Genomic DNA, 13,780 nt, shown 5'->3' on the forward strand with positions numbered 1-13,780 from the left:
AGCGGCAGCGCGAAATATAGTGGGCATCGCCAATAATAGATGAGCGCTAATTTTGCCTCTAAAAATCAGGGGCAAGATTAGCGCTTTCTATCAAAAAAAGTCATATTTTTCATGCAAATCTTCCCCTTCTTACATTAACCCCCTAATATACCCTTCATCTTTCAAGTTGCAGGTGTGTTGGCCGTAGACAAACACCCAAGTCACTGACTTGAGTAAATTCATTGAAATTTTCTTGTTTGCCGCCTTCCTACATATTGAGGTCTATTGGGTATCTCAGTGCCTAATAGAAATCTGATATCTTCAGGTAAATTCTGAGGTAATGGCCGAGGATGTAATGCAGACCAGTCAGTTATTTACCGCACTTCAACAGCGGCAACAACAGCGTGATCACCGTTATATCAAAGGATTAGTGGTTACATTGGTCTTAGCGCTGGCCATCAGCTTGTGTGCCGGTGACATTTGGCTTTGGCCAACACAGTGGTTTAGTGAATACGGGCAATTATTTGTCTGGCAGTTGCGCATGCCCAGAGCTTTGGCTGTCATGATGGTGGGGGCCAGCCTTGCTGTCTCTGGTGCGGTTATGCAGGCTTTATTTGAAAATCCGTTGGCAGAACCGGGCTTGTTAGGGGTGGCAAATGGCGCCGGTGTCGCGCTGGTTATGGCCGTATTATTGGGCCATGGATTGCTGCCTATCTGGTTTCTGAGCGCTTGTGCTATTGCCGGGGCTTTATTAATGACGGCGCTGCTACTGGGTTTTGCCCGGCGACGTTTATTAACCAATGCTCGCCTGCTATTGGTTGGCGTTGCATTGGGAATTGTGTGTAGCGCCATTATGACTTGGGCCGTCTATTTCAGTACCAGTCTGGATTTACGCCAGTTAATGTATTGGATGATGGGCGGATTTAGTGGTATTGACTGGCGACAGCAAGGATTGGTACTAGCACTATTACCTATTGTGGTATGGCTGTGCTGCCAGGGGCGGGTACTTAATTTCATGTCTCTTGGTGAGCAGCAAGCAAGGCAATTAGGTATTCCTCTTCATCTGTGGCGCAATTTATTAGTGTTGGCAATTGGCCTACTCGTTGGTATCAGTGTTGCTTTGGCTGGCGTTATCAGTTTTATCGGTCTGGTTATCCCGCATATCTTGCGGTTAACAGGCTTAACTGATCAACGCCGATTATTGGTCGGATGTGCATTGGCGGGAGGAGGGATATTGTTGCTGGCTGATGTCGTCGCGCGTATCGCGTTATTCTCCGCTGAATTACCTATTGGTGTTGTGACTGCTACATTAGGTTCGCCACTATTTATCTGGTTGCTGACCAGAGTGAACCGTGTAAAGTGATCTGCCTAGCGCAGATTTATACGCCTGTGGGTTCATCTGTTTATTATTGCTGAATAAGGATTCTTCCCGATGAGTCATACAATTTATTCCATTCCGGTAAAAACCATTGAAGGCCAATCAGTTAAACTGGAACAGTATAAAGGTTCGGTTTTGTTGGTGGTTAATGTGGCCTCGCAGTGCGGTCTAACCAAACAATATGAAGGCTTGGAAAATCTGTATAAGACATACAAGCAGCAAGGGTTTGAAGTGTTGGGTTTCCCAAGTAACGAATTCGCCGGGCAAGAGCCGGGTAGCGATGAAGAAATTCAGGCATTCTGCCGTGGTACGTTCGGCGTTGACTTCCCAATGTTTAGCAAAATTGAAGTTAATGGCCCGCAACGTCATCCTTTATATCAGCAATTGATTGCAGCAAAACCGGCGGCAGTAAAACCGGAAGGCAGTGAGTTTTATCAGCGGTTGGCGAGTAAGGGCCGTGAGCCGAAACAGGCAGGTGATATTCTGTGGAATTTTGAAAAATTCTTAATTGGCCGGGATGGTGTAGTACTTGAACGCTTTGCTCCGGATATGACGCCAGAAGATCCTATTTTGATTAGTGCGGTGACTCGGGCATTGGCCGCTCACTAATACTGATGGAAAAATTATTCTGATGCTATTGCAACTCAGCGATGTCAATGTAGAAACTCGCCTGGCACCTTTTTCATCTCAGGTAAAAGCTGGGTTGCAAATTCATTTGATCGGCCCAAATGGGGCAGGGAAAAGCACTTTGCTGGCTTCACTGGCTGGCCTGTTACCTGCAAGGGGCGATATTGTTCTGGTAGGAAAATCGTTACCACTCTATTCAGGGCATGAATTGGCCCGGCTGCGCGCATATTTATCTCAGCAGCAATCGGCGCTGACAATGATGCCAGTTTTCCAATATCTTTCTCTCTATCAGCCCGCGGGCGTCGCTGTGGAAGCTGTAGCAGAGACGATTGGCTACCTGTGTCAAAAGCTACGATTAACGGATAAATTATCACGAATGCTGTCACAACTTTCCGGTGGTGAGTGGCAACGTGTTCGTCTTGCTGCCGTATTTTTGCAGGTTTGGCCGGATATTAATCCAGACAGCAAATTGCTATTACTTGATGAGCCTTACACTGGCTTAGATGTAGCACAGAAGGTTGCATTGGACGGCTTGTTGCGTGAGTTTTGCTCTGCTGGGCGCAGTGCAATAATCAGTGCACACGACCTCAATCATACTTTGCAACAGGCTGACCAAGTTTGGTTAATGGCCAGTGGGAAGGTGTTGGCGCAAGGAGAGACTAAGCACGTGATGGAAGCGAATATGTTGTCTGAAGTATTCGAAGTCGATTTCCAAATTCATAGTTTTAATCAACAGAATTGGATTATTACAAAAAACGGTTAAAGCTTACATTTACCTATTTATCTGAGTTCGGTTGGTCGAATTAATATCCTTTAATTATGATTTTCACACTAATTATTATAGTTCCTGCCGCTGCATGTCTTAAACGCTAAAATAGCGCAACCCCCCATTATAGTCACCGATATCAGTTTGTGCCAATTGCTTGATTTTTCATGCAAAAAAAATAATTTCAATATGAATTAATTACTAAAAATATATTTACAAAAAACACCTATCTTAAGGTTTATTTAAGGTTTGTGGGCTAAAGTTATTCCTAGTAAATGAAGAGTCTATCTGATTAGCGTTTAGTTTCCGTTAACTTATGTGGGCATATAGTTGCCCAAAGCTCAAAGTGTCCTAGGGATTTTTATCAATGCAGAATTTTTTGCCTTTTTCTCGTCCAGCAATTGGTTCGGACGAAATTAATGCGGTAGTAAATGTGCTAGGTTCCGGTTGGATTACTACAGGCCCGCAGAATCAGCAGTTAGAAACTGACTTTTGCGCGGCATTTGGATGCAAACATGCCATCGCTGTCTGTTCTGCCACCGCAGGGATGCATATTACGCTGATGGCGCTAGGAATTGGCCCCGGCGATGAAGTGATTACACCGTCCCAAACCTGGGTTTCAACACTAAATATGATTGTGTTGCTGGGCGCAGAACCCGTCATGATTGATGTTGATCGCGATACCTTGATGGTCCGCGCAGCTGATGTTGAAGCCGCAATTACGCCGAAAACCAAAGCTATCATTCCGGTTCATTATGCTGGCGCGCCTTGCGAGCTTGATGCCTTACGTGCAATTGCCCAACGACACGGCATTCCATTGATTGAAGATGCAGCCCATGCTGTCGGCACCCGTTATGGTGATAAATGGATTGGTGAGGAAGGTACCGCAATTTTCTCTTTCCACGCAATTAAGAATATAACTTGCGCTGAGGGCGGTTTAATTGCAACGGATGATGATGAATTAGCCGCCAGAGTTCGTCGTCTCAAGTTCCATGGTTTAGGTGTCGATGCCTTTGACCGCCAAATTCAAGGGCGTAGTCCGCAAGCTGAGGTTGTTGAACCCGGTTATAAATATAATTTATCTGATATTCATGCCGCTATCGCAGTGGTTCAACTCGGTCGCCTGTCTGAAATCAATGCCCGTCGGCAAGAATTGGTGGCCCGCTATCATCTGGCATTAGCCGACTCTCCCTTACAACCATTAGCTGTTCCTGATTATTCCCATCAGCATGCATGGCATCTTTTTATGGTGCGTGTTGATGAAGCGCGCTGTGGTATTGACCGGGACACATTGATGGCTCGCCTGAAAGAGTTCGGGATTGGTACTGGTCTGCATTTTCGTGCGGCGCATACCCAAAAGTACTACCGCGAACGCTACCCTTCTTTGCATTTACCTAATACCGAATGGAATTCCGCCAGATTATGCACATTGCCCCTTTTCCCCGACATGCTGAATAGTGATGTTGATCGGGTGGTTGATGCATTAGCAACTATTATAGGGCCGCGCCGTGTTACAGAATGAACAAATAAAGAAAGTCTCAGTCGTTATTCCTGTTTATAACGAGCAAGAAAGCCTGCCTGCATTAATACAACGAACATCGGCTGCTTGTAAGTTACTCAGCCAACCATACGAGATTATTCTTGTAGATGATGGCAGTAGCGATAGTTCAGCCGAACTTTTGACGGCAGCCGCTAACGAACCAGACAGTTGCATTATTGCTGTTTTGCTTAATCGAAATTATGGTCAACATTCAGCCATTATGGCGGGATTCAATCAGGTTAGTGGTGATTTGGTTATTACTCTGGATGCTGACTTGCAGAATCCGCCAGAAGAAATCCCACGGCTGGTCAGTGTTGCAGAAGAGGGTTATGACGTTGTTGGGACTGTTCGTGCCAACCGGCAAGACTCGCTGTTCCGCAAAACAGCCTCTCGCATGATCAACATGATGATTCAGCGCGCTACTGGGAAATCAATGGGTGACTATGGCTGCATGCTTCGTGCCTATCGTCGTCACATTGTTGAAGCGATGTTACACTGTCACGAACGCAGTACATTTATTCCTATCCTGGCAAATACCTTTGCCCGCCGCACAACAGAAATTACCGTTCATCATGCAGAGCGTGAGTTTGGCGATTCGAAATACAGCCTGATGAAGCTCATCAATCTGATGTATGACCTGATTACTTGCCTGACGACAACTCCGTTACGTTTATTAAGTCTGGTTGGCAGTGTCATTGCACTTTCGGGTTTCACTCTGGCAGTGCTGCTGGTGGTTTTACGTTTGGTATTTGGCCCTGAATGGGCTGGCGGCGGCGTCTTTACACTATTCGCCGTGTTGTTCATGTTCATTGGTGCCCAATTTGTTGGTATGGGGCTACTCGGTGAATATATCGGTCGTATTTATAACGATGTACGCGCGCGTCCACGTTATTTCATACAGAAAGTGGTCGGCGCTGAGCAGACCGAAAATAATCAGGAAGTAGAGAAATGAAAGCGATTGTATTTGCCTATCACGATATTGGCTGTGTTGGACTGAAAGCACTGGTCGAAGCTGGGTATGATATTCAGGCAGTATTTACCCATACTGATTCCCCTAATGAGAATCGCTTTTTCTCTTCAGTTGCTAGAGTCGCTGCTGATCTAGAACTCCCGGTATTTGCGCCAGAAGATGTTAATCATCCGCTGTGGATTGAACGGATTCAGCAAATGCAGCCTGATATCATTTTCTCTTTCTATTATCGCAATATGATTTGCGACGAGATTTTGTCATCAGCCCCACGCGGTGGCTTCAATCTGCACGGCTCTTTATTACCGAAGTACCGTGGGCGCGCACCTATTAATTGGGCGCTAGTCAATGGCGAGAAAGAAACCGGTGTTACTCTCCATAAAATGGTCAAAAAAGCCGATGCAGGCCCGATTGCTGGGCAACATAAAGTTATTATCAGTGATGCCGACACCGCCTTAACATTACATGCAAAAATGCGCGATGCGGCCCAAGAGTTGCTGCGTGACTTATTGCCTAAAATGAATAATGCATCATTGCATTTAGTGCCACAAAAAGAAGCCGATGCGAGTTATTTTGGCCGTCGTACTGCCGCTGATGGTGAAATACATTGGCAAAAATCCGCATCAGCAATTAATAACCTGGTGCGGGCGGTAACTGAGCCTTACCCAGGTGCTTTCAGTTACCTTGGGCAGCGCCAACTCATTATCTGGCGTTCACGTCCATTGGATATCACACACGGTAAGGCTCCTGGTACTGTGTTATCGACCTCTCCACTGGTTATTGCTTGTGGCGAAGGGGCGCTGGAGGTTGTTGCCGGGCAGGGTGAGGCCGGCTTATATGTTCAGGGCAGCCGTTTGGCACAAGATATGGGCATTGTCACCGATGTCCGTTTAGGTAATAAACCTAGCAAAGCCCAGAAAAGACGTACGCGCGTATTGATCCTTGGTGTTAATGGTTTCATTGGTAATCATTTAACTGAGCGCTTGCTACGTGATGACCGCTACGAAGTTTATGGTTTAGATATTGGTTCTGATGCCATCAGTCGTTTCTTGGATAATCCTTATTTCCATTTCGTCGAGGGTGATATCAGTATTCATTCCGAATGGATTGAATATCATATTAAGAAATGTGACGTTATCCTGCCATTGGTTGCTATTGCGACTCCAATTGAATATACCCGCAACCCGCTGCGTGTCTTTGAATTGGATTTTGAAGAGAACCTCAAGATTGTCCGAGATTGCGTAAAATACAATAAGCGCATTGTCTTCCCATCCACGTCCGAAGTTTATGGCATGTGTGATGATAAAGAGTTTGATGAAGACAGCTCGCGCCTAATTGTTGGGCCAATTAATAAACAGCGCTGGATTTACTCGGTATCTAAGCAATTACTGGACCGAGTTATTTGGGCCTACGGCGCAAAAGAAAACCTCAAGTTTACTTTGTTCCGTCCATTTAACTGGATGGGGCCACGATTGGATAACCTTGATGCCGCGCGTATTGGTAGTTCTCGTGCCATCACGCAGCTTATTTTAAACTTGGTTGAAGGTTCGCCAATTAAATTAGTTGATGGCGGTGCGCAAAAACGCTGCTTCACTGATATTCATGATGGTATTGAAGCGTTGTTCCGTATTATTGAAAACCGTGATGGTGCTTGTGACGGTCAAATCATCAATATTGGTAACCCGACCAATGAAGCCAGTATTCGTGAACTGGCAGAAATACTGCTGAGCAGTTTTGAACAGCATGAATTACGTGACCATTTCCCACCGTTTGCTGGCTTTAAAGATATTGAAAGCAGTGCATATTACGGCAAAGGGTATCAGGATGTGGAATATCGCACGCCAAGTATCAAGAATGCGCGCCGTATTTTGCATTGGCAGCCGGAAATTGCGTTGCAACAGACGGTTACTGAAACATTGGATTTCTTCCTACGTGGGGTTGTCCAGGAACAGAATGAAAGCTCAAAGGATGACGCTCACGTATGAAGCAGGTTGGTTTAAGAATCGATGTGGACACCTACCGTGGAACCAAGGAAGGTGTGCCATCGTTACTTGCAGTGCTTGAAAAGTATGATGTGAGTGCCAGCTTTTTCTTCAGTGTCGGACCGGATAACATGGGGCGCCATTTGTGGCGCCTTTTCCGTCCCCGCTTCTTATGGAAAATGCTGCGCTCGAATGCCGCCTCACTGTATGGCTGGGATATTTTGCTGGCGGGCACGGCCTGGCCAGGGAAAAAGATTGCGAAAGATTTTGGCCCATTGATGAAAGAGACTTTGCAGGCGGGGCATGAAGTTGGCTTGCATGCTTGGGATCATCAGGGCTGGCAAGCGAAAGTCGCATCATGGTCAAAACAGCAACTGGCTGAACAGGTGCAATTGGGAGTTGATGCATTGCAGCATAGCATTCAGCAACCTGTTACCTGCTCGGCAGCAGCGGGCTGGCGGGCTGATGAGCGTGTTTTAGCCATAAAGCAGCCGTTCTCTTTCCGCTATAACAGTGACTGCCGTGGTACTCATCCTTTCCGCCCATTATTACCTGATGGCAACCTGGGTACGGTACAAATTCCAGTGACTTTACCCACTTATGATGAAGTGGTCGGCAGCGAAGTCCGTGCTGAAGATTTTAATGATTTTATTATGAATGCCATATTGCATGACAGCGGAACACCGGTTTATACCATCCATGCCGAGGTTGAAGGGATGTCGCAAGCCGTAATGTTTGAACAATTATTGGTCATGGCAAAAAAATACGACATTCAGTTTTGTCCCCTTGGGGCTCTATTACCTGAAAATCCAGATTCACTGCCGGTGGGTAAAGTTATTCGCGCTGCTTTCCCGGGGCGAGAAGGCTGGTTAGGGTGTCAGTCAGATATAAAGGATGCGCAATGAGGCTGTTAAAAGGAAGTGGGGCAGCCCTACTGGCGTTGTTCTTTGCATTGGTCTATTTATTACCTGTTAATAGCCGCCTATTGTGGCAGCCGGATGAAACGCGCTATGCGGAAATTAGCCGGGAAATGCTGCAACGTGGCGACTGGATTGTGCCCCATCTATTGGGTATCCGCTATTTTGAAAAACCTATTGCGGGATATTGGTTTAATAATATTAGTCAGTGGATATTCGGTGATACTAATTTCGCCGTACGATTTGGCTCAATTTTTAGTACGGCGTTGAGTGCCGTATTAGTTTATTGGCTAGCAACTTTATTATGGCGTAACCGCTCAACATCGGTGTTGGCGACCTTAATTTATCTCTCGATGTTGTTGGTATTTAGTATTGGCTCTTATGCTGTGCTAGATCCGATGATTTCATTGTGGCTCACCGCGTCGATGTTCTGTTTCTATCTCACTCTGCGAGCTGAAACCGCGAAACAGAAAATAGTGGCTTACCTGTTGCTTGGTTTAGCGTGCGGTATGGGCTTTATGACCAAAGGTTTTCTGGCTTTGGCCGTGCCGGTTATTGCGGTATTGCCGATTGTCATACAGCAGAAAAGAGTAAAAGAACTTATTATTTTTGGCCCGCTCGCGATAGTGAGTGCGGTGATAATAAGTTTACCCTGGGCATTAGCCATTGCTCAGCGGGAGCCGGATTTCTGGCATTACTTCTTCTGGGTTGAACATATTCAGCGGTTTGCAGAAAAAGATGCTCAGCACAAAGCCCCTATGTGGTATTACTTGCCGGTGCTATGTTTGGGTGTTTTACCTTGGCTGGGATTATTACCCGGAGCCTTACTGAAAGGGTGGCGCGAACGGGTGGCAAGACCTGAGTTATTCTTTTTACTCAGTTGGGTATTAATGCCATTGATCTTTTTCAGTGTGGCGAAAGGGAAGCTACCGACTTATATCTTGCCTTGCATGGCTCCGCTATCCCTACTGATGGCTGCCTATGCAACAGATTGCGCCAATAATATGCGCATGCGCGCTCTGAAGATTAATGGTGCAATAAATCTTATTTTTGGTCTGGTCTGCGCATTGGCGGTGCTGGTTATTGGTATGGGGCTGGTAGCACATCTGGTCGCCTACGAACCGCATGAGCATCTGAAAGTCATTCTGGCGACACTTGCTTTTGCTGGATGGGGGCTGGTGGGCTTTGTAACCTTACGCAATAATGCCCGTCATTGGCGCTGGGCGGCGGCGTGCCCATTACTGTTTATATTACTCGTCGGTTATTTAATTCCCCAGCAGGTCATTGACTCTAAACAGCCGCAGAACTTTATTCAGCAGAATTTTGATAAGCTTAATAACAGCCGTTATGTTTTAGCTGATAGTGTTGGCGTTGCGGCAGGGCTGGCGTGGGAATTGAAACGTAGCGATATTCTGATGTTCAGTGAAAAAGGTGAGCTAACATACGGGTTGAACTATGCCGACAGTGAACATCAATATATCAGTGAGAAAGATTTCAGCCAATGGCTCGCCCAGGCGAGGAAACAAGGCGATGTATCGCTGGTGGTTCAGTTATCTCGCAACGAAGAGCTTCCAGCTGATTTACCGGCAGCAGATAAGGTTAATTTGATGAATCGCTTGGCACTTTTGTGGTATCAAAAAACGCCATGATAAGTTATGTGCTCTTGATAATGGTCAGTTTATTGACCTGTGCGGGGCAATTATGTCAGAAGCAAGCCGCGCAATGTTGGGAGGGGCCAGCAGAAACACGGCTGGCTCCGACCTTGCGCTGGTTCGCTTTCGCGGTGCTGCTCCTCGGGTTGGGGATGTTGCTGTGGCTACGCTTATTGCAACATCTTCCGCTGAGTGTGGCTTATCCAATGCTCAGTTTTAATTTCGTCCTGGTAACCTTGGCGGCTCAACTGTTTTATGGCGAGGAGACGACGCCGCGCCATTGGCTGGGTATCGCCGCTATTATGTTTGGTATCTTATTGATTAGTTGGCATCTATGAAAGGTTATGGCTGGGGTGTAGGCAGTGTGGTGTTGGTGACGATTGCCCAGTTAATGCTGAAATGGGGCATGATGAATACGCCATTAATGTCTTTAGCTGATATTAATGGCCAATTTTTAATGAACCACCTAACACAATTAATTGCCGTAATATGCGGGTTATTTGGTTATGCCTTATCCATGCTGTGTTGGTTTTTTGCGCTAAGATATTTGCCGCTTAATCGTGCTTATCCATTATTAAGCCTCAGTTATGCGCTGGTCTATTTAGCGGCAGTATTACTACCTTGGTACCATGAACCTGTCACTTTATTAAAAACCATCGGGTCAGGTTTTATTCTATTAGGTGTATGGCTGATACATTCAAAGCCGAAAAAAAGCGATTAAATCTATTATCTTATTCATATAACTTGTTTTTTCCAAACTCGATAGTTAAATTAGCCATACTGATGTCTTTCATTAGCTTATTTTCTGGTGAATTGGCTAAGCCTTACCTTTGGTGAATTATCGATGCGGATACGTTTCTGGATCTTTCTGGTCAGTATGATCCTGGCGGGTTGTAGCAGCCATGCCCCGACACCAAGTGGTCACTTGTCTGATTCTATTGTGGTGGTCGCGAAACTGAATGAACAGCTACGCCAGTGGGAAGGCACGCCATATCGTAATGGTGGGCTAGACCAAAGTGGGGTGGATTGCTCTGGTTTTGTATATCGTACCTTCCGCGACCGTTTTGATATGCAATTACCCCGAACGACAGTAGCGCAAACCACGCTAGGCACTAAAGTCTCGCGTGATGAATTGATGCCTGGGGATTTGCTCTTCTTTAAAACCGGCAGTGGTCAGAATGGGTTACATGTCGGTATTTATGATACCAATGATGAATTTATCCATGCCTCCACCAGTAAAGGGGTTATTCGCTCGTCGCTGGAAAATGTTTATTGGAAGCGCGTTTATTGGCAAGCACGCAGAATTTAAATATGGCATTGAATCGATAGGCCGAAGCTAAAGTTATCTCTGCGGGTTATGTTATCTTAGTGGCTGCTTATTTTGGTTCGGAGCCGCGTTTATGTCATCCCTTCGCTTACTCATTTCTGATTCTTATGACCCCTGGTTTAATCTGGCCGTGGAAGAGTGTATTTTCCGCCAAATGTCACCAGACCAGCGGGTACTATTTTTATGGCGTAATGCCAATACCGTGGTCATTGGCCGCGCTCAGAATCCGTGGAAAGAGTGTAATACCCGGCGTATGGAACAGGACGGCGTGAAGTTGGCTCGGCGCAGCAGTGGCGGCGGGGCAGTATTTCACGACTTGGGCAATACCTGTTTCACTTTTATGGCGGGTAAACCTGAATACGACAAAACCCTATCTACTCAAATTATTCTGAATGCTCTGGCCTCGCTTGGCGTGCAAGCCACGGCCTCAGGTCGCAATGATTTAGTGGTGGTTAAAGAGGATGGCGAGCGCAAGGTTTCGGGCTCTGCTTATAAAGAAACGAAAGACCGCGGTTTTCATCATGGCACGTTATTATTGAATGCTGACCTAAACCGTCTGGCGGACTACCTTAATCCTGATCCCAAAAAGTTGCAGGCCAAAGGCATCACCTCGGTACGTTCGCGGGTGACAAATCTGGTGGAGTTATTGCCTGGAATTGACCACCAGCAAGTTTGCGCCGCCATTGAGCAGGCCTTTTTTGACTATTATGATGAAAAAGTGTCCGCCGAAGTTATCTCACCACAAGCTTTGCCTGATCTGCCGGGTTTTACGGAGCAATTTGCCAAGCAGAGTAGTTGGGAGTGGAATTTTGGCCAGGCTCCGGCATTTAGCCATTTAGTGGATACCCGTTTTGTTTGGGGCGGAATTGAACTACATTTTGATGTATTACAGGGTGCAATTGATCGCTGTCAGATATTCACCGATAGCTTAAATCCAGCTCCGCTGGAGGCGCTGGCTGAACGACTGCAAGGTGTAGTTTATCGCACCGCCGCCATTAATGCGGTTTGCCAGCAGCTCAGTGATGATTTTCCCGAGTCACAAGCGGAGTTATTGCAAGTTCGCCACTGGTTGTCGGAGGTATTACGTTAATGTCCCCTTTAAATACCGCTGAATCCGGTCAAGGTTCTGGTGCTGATAATACGCCTGAGTTTGATAATGCTCCTCAATTTGATAACAGCTACGGGCAGCAATTGAGCGGTTTTTATACCCATTTACAGCCAACCCCGCTCAAAGGAGCCCGGCTGCTCTACCACAGTGAGCCGCTGGCGCGGGAGCTTGAACTGGATACCAGCTGGTTTAGTGCACCTAAATCAGCAGTATGGGCCGGAGAGCAGTTATTGCCCGGTATGGAGCCGCTGGCGCAAGTTTACAGTGGTCACCAGTTTGGTGTTTGGGCGGGGCAGCTTGGTGATGGCCGCGGTATTTTACTGGGGGAGCAGCAACTCAGTGATGGTCGCAGCATGGATTGGCATTTGAAAGGTGCCGGGTTAACCCCTTATTCTCGTATGGGCGATGGACGAGCGGTATTGCGTTCAGTGGTGCGAGAGTTTTTGGCCTCCGAAGCCTTGCACCATTTAGGGGTTCCAACCAGCCGAGCGCTGACTATCGTGACCAGTGACCATCCGGTTTATCGTGAGCAACCGGAGCGTGGGGCCATGCTATTGCGAGTGGCAGAAAGCCATGTGCGCTTTGGTCACTTCGAGCATTTTTACTATCGCCAGCAGCCTGCGCAAGTTAAGCAGTTAGCCGACTACGTCATCGCCCGGCACTGGCCGCAGTTTGTCGGGCAAGATGAGTGCTATTTGTTATGGTTTACTGATGTGGTTAAGCGGACAGCCCGTTTAATGGCTCATTGGCAGACTAAGGGTTTTGCTCATGGTGTGATGAATACCGACAATATGTCGATATTGAGTATCACAATAGATTATGGCCCATTCGGTTTTCTGGATGATTATGTGCCAGGTTATATTTGTAACCATTCCGACCATCAGGGGCGATATGCTTTTGATAATCAACCTGCCGTGGCGCTATGGAATCTGCATCGGTTGGGGCAAGCGCTGTCTGGTTTAATGTCTACGGCGCAATTACAACAGGCGCTGGAAGCTTATGAGCCGGAATTGATGGCGGCCTATGGTCAGCAGATGCGCGCCAAATTAGGGTTCTCGCAGAGTGACAGTCAGGATAATGACCTATTGACTGGGTTATTGAGTTTGATGATTAAAGAAGGGCGGGATTATACCCGAACATTCCGCTTATTGAGTGAAGTGGAAATGCACTCAACGCACTCAGCATTACGGGATGATTTTATTGATAGAGCCGCTTTTGATAGTTGGTTCAGCCGTTATCGTGCGCGTTTGCAACAAGAGCCGGTTGATGATGCTCAGCGTCAGCAAGCAATGAAAGCAGCAAATCCTAAGTATATCTTGCGGAACTATTTGGCTCAGCTTGCCATTGATCATGCTGAAAAAGATGATATTGAGCCATTAACACGCCTGCATCAGGCTTTACAGCAACCTTTTGCTGAGCAACCCGAATTTAATGATTTGGCTGAATTACCGCCCGATTGGGGAAAACATCTGGAAATATCCTGCTCCAGTTAATCTGCTCTAACAAAATAGCCTCAATCAAACCCAATAGCGGTGGC

13 protein-coding genes are annotated in these 13,780 nt (G+C 46.7%); all 13 read left to right on the top strand.

From position 1 onward, the window contains the following. Positions 1 to 334: 334 nt before the first annotated feature. The 13 genes from btuC to FTA96_RS09860 all read left to right on the top strand — a co-directional run bounded on the left by btuC (position 335) and on the right by FTA96_RS09860 (position 13,736). Positions 335 to 1,342 (top strand): vitamin B12 ABC transporter permease BtuC, encoded by a 1,008-nt coding sequence (gene btuC / locus FTA96_RS09800; RefSeq protein ID WP_050145959.1) that lies wholly within the window; start codon positions 335 to 337, stop codon positions 1,340 to 1,342. A gap of 69 nt (positions 1,343 to 1,411) precedes the next feature. After that, positions 1,412 to 1,966, top strand: coding sequence for a glutathione peroxidase (locus FTA96_RS09805; protein ID WP_050107182.1), 555 nt, complete (start codon positions 1,412 to 1,414; stop codon positions 1,964 to 1,966). 22 nt (positions 1,967 to 1,988) lie between these two features. Continuing rightward, positions 1,989 to 2,747: a vitamin B12 ABC transporter ATP-binding protein BtuD gene (gene btuD, locus FTA96_RS09810; RefSeq protein ID WP_186372869.1), complete on the top strand. Its 759-nt coding sequence runs from the start codon at positions 1,989 to 1,991 to the stop codon at positions 2,745 to 2,747. A 370-nt stretch (positions 2,748 to 3,117) separates the two neighbouring features. After that, a complete protein-coding gene (gene arnB / locus FTA96_RS09815; protein WP_050107180.1) occupies positions 3,118 to 4,272 on the top strand; it encodes a UDP-4-amino-4-deoxy-L-arabinose aminotransferase in 1,155 nt (384 codons plus the stop codon). Further along, positions 4,259 to 5,242, top strand: a complete 984-nt coding sequence (gene arnC / locus FTA96_RS09820) for an undecaprenyl-phosphate 4-deoxy-4-formamido-L-arabinose transferase (protein ID WP_050107179.1) — start codon at positions 4,259 to 4,261, stop codon at positions 5,240 to 5,242. Before arnB ends, arnC begins: the two co-directional genes overlap by 14 nt. Next, a complete protein-coding gene (gene arnA, locus FTA96_RS09825) occupies positions 5,239 to 7,242 on the top strand; it encodes a bifunctional UDP-4-amino-4-deoxy-L-arabinose formyltransferase/UDP-glucuronic acid oxidase ArnA (protein ID WP_050151151.1) in 2,004 nt (667 codons plus the stop codon). Before arnC ends, arnA begins: the two co-directional genes overlap by 4 nt. Beyond that, entirely contained in the window at positions 7,239 to 8,144 is a 906-nt protein-coding gene (gene arnD, locus FTA96_RS09830) for a 4-deoxy-4-formamido-L-arabinose-phosphoundecaprenol deformylase (protein ID WP_050107177.1), read from the top strand. Before arnA ends, arnD begins: the two co-directional genes overlap by 4 nt. Continuing rightward, entirely contained in the window at positions 8,141 to 9,805 is a 1,665-nt protein-coding gene (gene arnT / locus FTA96_RS09835; protein ID WP_145536580.1) for a lipid IV(A) 4-amino-4-deoxy-L-arabinosyltransferase, read from the top strand. The genes arnD and arnT overlap by 4 nt, the downstream gene beginning before the upstream one ends. After that, the gene (arnE, locus tag FTA96_RS09840) at positions 9,802 to 10,146 is read left to right on the top strand and encodes a 4-amino-4-deoxy-L-arabinose-phosphoundecaprenol flippase subunit ArnE (protein WP_050107175.1); all 345 of its coding nucleotides are present in this window, start codon (positions 9,802 to 9,804) and stop codon (positions 10,144 to 10,146) included. The genes arnT and arnE overlap by 4 nt, the downstream gene beginning before the upstream one ends. Further along, a complete protein-coding gene (arnF, locus tag FTA96_RS09845; RefSeq protein ID WP_050107174.1) occupies positions 10,143 to 10,529 on the top strand; it encodes a 4-amino-4-deoxy-L-arabinose-phosphoundecaprenol flippase subunit ArnF in 387 nt (128 codons plus the stop codon). Before arnE ends, arnF begins: the two co-directional genes overlap by 4 nt. 123 nt (positions 10,530 to 10,652) lie before the next feature. Then, positions 10,653 to 11,117, top strand: a complete 465-nt coding sequence (locus tag FTA96_RS09850) for an NlpC/P60 family protein (RefSeq protein ID WP_050107173.1) — start codon at positions 10,653 to 10,655, stop codon at positions 11,115 to 11,117. Between the two features lie 91 nt (positions 11,118 to 11,208). Then, on the top strand, positions 11,209 to 12,225 hold the full coding sequence (locus FTA96_RS09855) for a lipoate--protein ligase A (protein ID WP_050107172.1): 1,017 nt from the start codon (positions 11,209 to 11,211) through the stop codon (positions 12,223 to 12,225). Next, positions 12,225 to 13,736 (top strand): protein adenylyltransferase SelO, encoded by a 1,512-nt coding sequence (locus FTA96_RS09860; protein WP_050107171.1) that lies wholly within the window; start codon positions 12,225 to 12,227, stop codon positions 13,734 to 13,736. The genes FTA96_RS09855 and FTA96_RS09860 overlap by 1 nt, the downstream gene beginning before the upstream one ends. Positions 13,737 to 13,780 lie beyond the last annotated feature (44 nt).

This window comes from Yersinia alsatica, from assembly GCF_902170305.1.
In the GTDB taxonomy this organism is placed as follows: Bacteria; Pseudomonadota; Gammaproteobacteria; order Enterobacterales; family Enterobacteriaceae; genus Yersinia; species Yersinia alsatica.

Excerpts from the sequence above, each read along its gene's own strand:
- FTA96_RS09855 (WP_050107172.1), top strand. The coding sequence starts at position 11,209 with ATGTCATCCCTTCGCTTACTCATTTCTGATTCTTATGACCCCTGGTTT.
- arnA (WP_050151151.1), top strand. The coding sequence starts at position 5,239 with ATGAAAGCGATTGTATTTGCCTATCACGATATTGGCTGTGTTGGACTG.
- btuD (WP_186372869.1), top strand. The coding sequence starts at position 1,989 with ATGCTATTGCAACTCAGCGATGTCAATGTAGAAACTCGCCTGGCACCT.
- FTA96_RS09860 (WP_050107171.1), top strand. The coding sequence starts at position 12,225 with ATGTCCCCTTTAAATACCGCTGAATCCGGTCAAGGTTCTGGTGCTGAT.
- arnF (WP_050107174.1), top strand. The coding sequence starts at position 10,143 with ATGAAAGGTTATGGCTGGGGTGTAGGCAGTGTGGTGTTGGTGACGATT.
- arnT (WP_145536580.1), top strand. The coding sequence starts at position 8,141 with ATGAGGCTGTTAAAAGGAAGTGGGGCAGCCCTACTGGCGTTGTTCTTT.
- FTA96_RS09805 (WP_050107182.1), top strand. The coding sequence starts at position 1,412 with ATGAGTCATACAATTTATTCCATTCCGGTAAAAACCATTGAAGGCCAA.
- arnD (WP_050107177.1), top strand. The coding sequence starts at position 7,239 with ATGAAGCAGGTTGGTTTAAGAATCGATGTGGACACCTACCGTGGAACC.
- arnB (WP_050107180.1), top strand. The coding sequence starts at position 3,118 with ATGCAGAATTTTTTGCCTTTTTCTCGTCCAGCAATTGGTTCGGACGAA.
- btuC (WP_050145959.1), top strand. The coding sequence starts at position 335 with ATGCAGACCAGTCAGTTATTTACCGCACTTCAACAGCGGCAACAACAG.
- arnE (WP_050107175.1), top strand. The coding sequence starts at position 9,802 with ATGATAAGTTATGTGCTCTTGATAATGGTCAGTTTATTGACCTGTGCG.
- FTA96_RS09850 (WP_050107173.1), top strand. The coding sequence starts at position 10,653 with ATGCGGATACGTTTCTGGATCTTTCTGGTCAGTATGATCCTGGCGGGT.